This window comes from Pseudoflavonifractor phocaeensis (assembly GCF_016901735.1).
GTDB lineage: Bacteria > Bacillota > Clostridia > Oscillospirales > Oscillospiraceae > Pseudoflavonifractor_A.
Genome location: NZ_JACLZC010000104.1, coordinates 1 through 5861 on the forward strand (window position 1 = coordinate 1; position 5861 = coordinate 5861).

Sequence of the window (5861 nt, forward strand, 5' to 3'; positions counted from 1 at the left end):
CCACCGGCCAGAGCGGCGAGGCCCCCCCGCCCGGCCGGCGGAGCATCCCGGGCAGCGTGGCCTGGGTGCCCTCCTGCGCCGGGCTCATGATGGCCGGCGACATCATCCAGACCCTGGCCGGCCTCCGGCAGGAATAAGGGATAATGGATAAAAGACGCCCTCCCGCGGCACACTGTATGCCATGGGAGGGCGTTTGCTATGGCTGAACGACACAAACATCTCTGGGCGCTGCTGGCGGGCGCCGCCGCCGGACTGCTCAACGGCCTTTTGGGGGGCGGCGGCGGTATGGTGCTGGTCCCCCTGCTGCGGGAAAAATGCGGGCTGGACCAGCGGCGGGCCTTCGCCACGTCGGTGGCGGTAATCCTGCCTCTGTGCGCCCTGTCGGCGGGCATCTACCTCTGGCGGAGCGGCATGGACTGGGGGGCGGCCTGGCCCTATCTGGCGGGCGGCCTGGCCGGCGGCTGGCTGGCCGGGCGCTGCTTCCGCCGCCTGCCCATGGACGGGCTGCGCCGCGCCTTCGGCCTCCTCCTACTCTGGGGCGGGCTCCGCTCCCTCCTCCGGTGAGCGGCTGGCTCCTCCCCCTGGCCGTGGGGACGGCCGCCGGGATCTTGTCGGGCTGCGGCGTGGGAGGCGGCACCCTTCTGCTGGTCTACCTCACCGCCTTCGCCGGGATGGAACAGACCCAGGCCCAGGGCATTAACCTGCTCTATTTCCTCCCCGCCGCCGCGTTGGCCCTCCCCGGGCACCTGAAAAACGGCTATGTGGATAAAACAATCCTCCTGCCCGCCGCCGCTGCCGGCCTCGCCGCCGCCGCGCTGGGCGCCTTTCTGGCCACCTGGCTGGACCAGGCCCTGCTGCGCCGCATCTTCGCCCTCTTTCTCCTCGTCATCGGGCTGAGAGAGCTCTTTTATCCCCGGCGGCGGGCGGACAAATAGCCCTCTAAAATGAGAGACGCCGCCACCGCGTCCACATTCTTCCGGTGGTCCTTCATCTTTTTCCCCGCGGCGTGGAGAATATTGTGGGCCTCCACCGTGGTGCGCCGCTCGTCCCACAGCACCGGCGTCAGTCCCGTCACCTGGGCCAGCAGGTCGCCGAAGGAGCGGTAGAGCTGGGCCCGGGGACCCTCGGTGCCGTCCATGTTGCGGGGAAAGCCCAGCACCAGCTCCTCCACCCCGTGGTCCTTTACCAGCTGCGCGATGTCCTGGGCCGCTTTCTCCGGCCGGCGGCTGGGCACCACCGCGGTAAAGCCCGTCAAAAAGCCGGTGGCGTCGGAAATGGCGATCCCTGTCCGGGCGTCGCCGTAGTCAATGGCCATAATGCGCATATCCTCATCTCCTCTCTCTCCCATTATGCAAAAAAAAGCCGCCCTGTCAAGGAAAACTCTTGACCTGCCCGGTGGGATGGTCTAAACTGGAAGGCGTTATGATTACTCCGCGCCGGCGGAGACGGGCTGCACCGCCTGAGGGCTTGCAGACCCGTTTTTTTGCGTGCCGGCGCGGACAAGGAGAGAAAGACATGAAAATCGCCTCCCTGTTCCAAAAGGAGCCGGTGCTGTGCATCTCCGCGCTGTGCGCCCTCGCCTCCATGCTCCTCACCCCGCCCTCGGCGGTCTACGCCTCTTACATCGACTTCCGGGTCCTCATCCTCCTCTTCGGCCTGATGGCCGTGGTGGCCGGCTTCCAGGACTGCGGACTCTTCGAGCTGCTGGCCCAGCGGATGCTCTCCGGACGCCACCGGATGCGGGCCATCACCCTGATGCTGGTCCTCCTCCCCTTCTTCTCCTCCATGCTGGTCACCAACGACGTGGCTTTGCTGACCTTCGTCCCCTTCGCCATCCTGGTGCTGGGTATGGTGGGCCGAACAGAGCGCATTTTGTGGGTGGTGGTCCTCCAGACCCTGGCCGCCAACCTGGGCAGCATGGCCACCCCGGTGGGCAACCCGCAAAACCTCTACCTCTATAACAGCTTCTCCCTGTCCGCCGGCGACTTCTTCGGCGTAATCCTCCCCCTGGCCGCGGTGAGCCTGGCGGCCCTCATCCTCTGCGCTCTGTGGGGGAAGGATGAGACCCTGGAGGTCCACTTCCCCGAGCCCGCCAAGCTCCGCCGCCCCAAACGCCTGGTCCTGCTGTGCGTTCTCTTCCTGCTGTGCCTGCTGTGCGTCTTTCGGGTCATCCACGAGTGGGCGCTGCTGGCTGTGGTGCTCGTCGCCCTGCTCCTGGCCGGCCGGGACCTGCTGCCCCGGGTGGATTACGGCCTGCTCCTTACGTTTGTGTGCTTTTTCGTCTTTTCCGGCAATCTGGGCCAGAATGAAACCCTGCGTCAGGTCCTCACCCAGGCCCTGGCCTGGAACACCGCCCTGGTCTCCGGCCTGGTAAGCCAGGTCATCAGCAACGTCCCCGCTGCCGTCCTCCTCTCCGGCTTTACCCAGGATTGGCGGGGCCTGCTGGTGGGCACCGACGTGGGCGGATTGGGTACCCCCGTGGCCTCCCTGGCCAGCCTCATCGCCCTGCGCCTTTACATGAAGGCCCCCGGCGCGCAGCTGGACCGCTACTTAAAGGTATTCACCCTGGCCAACCTGGCCAGTCTCCTCCTTTTGGGCGCCGCCGCCTTCCTCTTCGCCGCTATTTGATGGATTTCGTCATTTTTATGCTTGCATTACAGGGCAAAACAAGGTACAATATAAAGCCTGCGATAGTGTTTTAAGCTGCCGGATCTGACCGGCATGGATTAGGAGAAAGCGATGGGATTGGGCATGAATCGAACCTTGGAGCATATCCTCCCCCGGGTCCAGAAGCCGGCCCGGTACACCGGAGGCGAATATAACGCGGTCATCAAGGACCGCAGCCGGGTGGACACCCGGGTGGCGCTGTGCTTCCCGGACACCTACGAGATCGGGATGTCCAACCTGGGCATCCGCATCCTCTACGGCGTGGTCAACCAGATGGACGGCGTCTGGTGCGAGCGGGTCTTTGCCCCCTGGGGCGACATGGAGGAGGAGATGCGCCGGGAGAGCATCCCCCTCTATGGTCTGGAGAGCGGCGACTCCATCGCCGACTTCGACATCATCGGCTTTTCCCTGGGCTACGAGATGGCCTATACCAACGTGCTCAACATGCTGGACCTGGCCGGTCTCCCCCTCCGCAGCGCCGAGCGCACCGGACTGTCCCCCCTGGTCATCGCCGGGGGCACCTGCGCCTTCAACGCCGAGCCCATGGCCCCCTTTATCGACATCTTCTCCCTGGGCGAGGGCGAGGAGGTGACGGTGGAGCTGGTCAACCTCTACCGGAAGGCCAAGGAGGAGTGCTGGACCAAGGAGGAGCTGCTCATCGCCGCCGCCCAGATCCCCGGCCTCTATGTGCCCTCCCTCTATGAGGTCTCCTACCACGACGACGGCACCGTGTCCGCCATCACCCCCACCCACGGTGCGCCGGCCACCGTGACCAAGCGCATCGTGCAGGATCTGGACAAGTCCTACTTCCCCACCGCCCCCATCGTCCCCTCCACCGAGATCGTCCACGACCGGGTGATGCTGGAGGTCTTTCGGGGCTGCATCCGGGGCTGCCGCTTCTGCCAGGCGGGCTACGCCTACCGGCCCGTCCGCTCCAAATCCGCCGGCGTGCTGGTCCGGCAGGGCATCGAATCCTGCCAAAATTCCGGCTATCAGGAGATGACCCTCTCCTCCCTCTCCACCAGCGACTACCGCTACCTGCTGGATCTGTGCGACGGGCTCCAGAGCTGGTGCGATCCCAACGGCGTCAACCTGTCCCTCCCCTCTCTGCGGGCGGACAACTTCTCCTGGAGCCTGATGGAGCGGCTCCAGCACGGCCGGAAAAGCGGCCTCACCTTTGCCCCCGAGGCCGGCACCCAGCGGCTGCGGGATGTCATCAATAAAAATGTCACCGAGGAGGACATCCTCTCCTTCTGCCGCACCGCCTTCGCCGGCGGTTGGTCCACGGTGAAGCTCTACTTCATGCTGGGCCTGCCCACCGAGACCGACGAGGACGTGCTGGGCATCGCCGACCTGGCCGAAAAGGTCTACCGCATCTGGCGGGAGGTGACCCCCAACCGGAGCCGCGGCGTCAAAATCACCGTCTCCACCGCCTTCTTCGTGCCCAAACCCCACACCGCCTTCCAGTGGGAGGCCCAGATCAGCCGGGCCGAGTACGAGCGGCGGGTCAAGCTCCTGCGGGACCACATCCGCAACCGCGCCATTGTCTACCGCTGGCATGACCCGGAGACCAGCCTTTTGGAGGCCGTCTTTGCCCGGGGCGACCGGCGCATGGCCGAGGTGCTGGAGTGCGCCTGGCGGAAGGGCGCCAAACTGGACACCTGGAACGAGTATTTCGACTACGGACGCTGGCAGGAGGCCTTTGCCGACTGCGGCGTGGACCCGGATTTCTACGCCGCCCGGGTCAGAGACAAGGAGGAGCTCCTCCCCTGGAGCGTCACCTCCGTGGGCGTCCGGCCCGCCTTCCTGTGGCGGGAGCGGGAACAGGCCTACAAGGCCGCCATTACCCCCGACTGCCGCCGTCAATGCACCCGCTGCGGCGCGGATCAGCTCAACCCCGGCAGCGTGTGCGACGCCAAATGATCCCCCAGCCCCAATACTGAACAAGGAGGCATACCGCCTGTGACCACCCATCGCCTGGCCTTTTCCAAATCGGATACCGCCAAATTCATCTCCCATCTGGATCTCATGCGCACCTTCCAGCGGGCATTCCTCCGGGCCGGCATTCAGGTACGCCACACCGAGGGCTTCAATCCCCACGCCTTCGTCTCCATCCCCCTCCCCCTCTCGGTGGGCTACTCCAGCGGCTGCGAGGTGCTGGAGTGCTCCCTGCTGGGTGAGCCCGACCTGGAACAGATCCCCCAGCGGATGAACGCCGTCCTGCCTGACGGCATCCACGTCTATCAGTGCTACGCCGGCGGACAGCCGGTCAAGGCCCTTCAATACGTCAATTACATCGTCACTCTGGAATATGAGGCCGGCGCGCCTTTCGGCGCCGAGGGCGCCATCCGCGCCCTGCTGAGCCGCGACTCCCTGGTGATGGAGAAGCGCTCCAAAAAGGCCAAAAGCGGCTTTACCCAGGTGGATCTCATCCCCCTTATCGCCCAGGCCACCGTGGAGGAGCGGCGGGACACCATTACCCTGGATCTGGTGCTGCGGGCCCAGAATCCCGGCCTCAATCCGGACTTGGTGGTGGCCGCCATCCGGCAGGAGTGCCCCGACATGGCCCCTGATTTCGTCTCCTTCCACCGCCGGGCCGTGCTGGACGACCAGCTTCAGCCCTGGTCCTGACACCTCTTCTCCATACGCTGCAAAACATTTTGTTTTGCAGCGTATTTTTATTGAGCTGACATAACTGAGGCTTGCCTTTCTTCCCAAAAAACAGTAAAATAAAATTTATCAATCCCGCTGTTTGCACGGCTGCAAAGGAGTGCCTGGAGTGAAAGAACGACAGACGCTTTTGATCGTGGACGATCAGGAGCTCAATCGCGTCATTTTGCGCGAAGCGTTGAGCCAAACTTATCATATCATCGAGGCGGCTGACGGAAACGAGGCCCTCCAAATGATGGAAGCCCATTACACCCAAATCGCCGGCGTCCTGCTGGATGTGGTCATGCCGGAGGTGGACGGCTTTGAGGTGCTGCGCACCATGAAGGAGCGCAACTGGCTGCGTACCATCCCGGTATTCCTCATCACGGCGGAAACCGACTCCCAGGTGCTGGTCCAGGGCTTCGAGCTGGGGGTGATGGACGTTATCACCAAGCCTTTCTGCCCGGAACTGGTCAAAAAACGGGTGGACAATATGGTGGAGCTCTACCGCCGCCGCTTTGAGCTGGAGGCCCTGGTGCTGGAAC

General features: G+C 64.4%; 7 protein-coding genes. 6 read left to right on the forward strand and 1 reads right to left on the reverse strand.

Annotation, left to right across the window (positions count from 1 at the left end; translation table 11 throughout):
- The first annotated feature begins 198 nt into the window (after positions 1–198).
- Together H7U37_RS14225 and H7U37_RS14230 are read left to right on the forward strand one after the other, a co-directional pair.
- Entirely contained in the window at positions 199–564 is a 366-nt protein-coding gene (locus tag H7U37_RS14225; RefSeq protein WP_204876716.1) for a TSUP family transporter, read from the forward strand.
- Entirely contained in the window at positions 561–935 is a 375-nt protein-coding gene (locus H7U37_RS14230; protein WP_204876717.1) for a TSUP family transporter, read from the forward strand. The genes H7U37_RS14225 and H7U37_RS14230 overlap by 4 nt, the downstream gene beginning before the upstream one ends.
- On the opposite strand, the gene ruvX is transcribed toward H7U37_RS14230, so the two are convergent.
- Positions 908–1348, reverse strand: a complete 441-nt coding sequence (ruvX, locus tag H7U37_RS14235; RefSeq protein ID WP_338049845.1) for a Holliday junction resolvase RuvX — start codon at positions 1346–1348, stop codon at positions 908–910. The genes H7U37_RS14230 and ruvX overlap by 28 nt on opposite strands.
- A gap of 167 nt (positions 1349–1515) precedes the next feature.
- Between ruvX and H7U37_RS14240 the strand changes: the two genes are divergently transcribed.
- The 4 genes from H7U37_RS14240 to H7U37_RS14255 all read left to right on the forward strand — a co-directional run.
- Positions 1516–2628, forward strand: a complete 1113-nt coding sequence (locus H7U37_RS14240; protein ID WP_204876718.1) for an SLC13 family permease — start codon at positions 1516–1518, stop codon at positions 2626–2628.
- A 123-nt stretch (positions 2629–2751) separates the two neighbouring features.
- On the forward strand, positions 2752–4590 hold the full coding sequence (locus tag H7U37_RS14245) for a TIGR03960 family B12-binding radical SAM protein (RefSeq protein ID WP_204876724.1): 1839 nt from the start codon (positions 2752–2754) through the stop codon (positions 4588–4590).
- A gap of 39 nt (positions 4591–4629) precedes the next feature.
- Positions 4630–5298 carry a TIGR03936 family radical SAM-associated protein gene (locus H7U37_RS14250; protein ID WP_204876726.1) on the forward strand — a complete coding sequence of 223 codons (669 nt, stop codon included), beginning with the start codon at positions 4630–4632 and terminating at the stop codon, positions 5296–5298.
- Positions 5299–5446: 148 nt separating this feature from the next.
- Positions 5447–5861 (forward strand): response regulator (locus H7U37_RS14255; protein ID WP_204876730.1); only part of this gene is annotated, 415 nt, incomplete at its 3' end.

Excerpts from the sequence above, each read along its gene's own strand:
- H7U37_RS14245 (WP_204876724.1), top strand. The coding sequence starts at position 2,752 with ATGAATCGAACCTTGGAGCATATCCTCCCCCGGGTCCAGAAGCCGGCC.
- ruvX (WP_338049845.1), bottom strand. The coding sequence starts at position 1,348 with ATGGGAGAGAGAGGAGATGAGGATATGCGCATTATGGCCATTGACTAC.
- H7U37_RS14240 (WP_204876718.1), top strand. The coding sequence starts at position 1,516 with ATGAAAATCGCCTCCCTGTTCCAAAAGGAGCCGGTGCTGTGCATCTCC.
- H7U37_RS14225 (WP_204876716.1), top strand. The coding sequence starts at position 199 with ATGGCTGAACGACACAAACATCTCTGGGCGCTGCTGGCGGGCGCCGCC.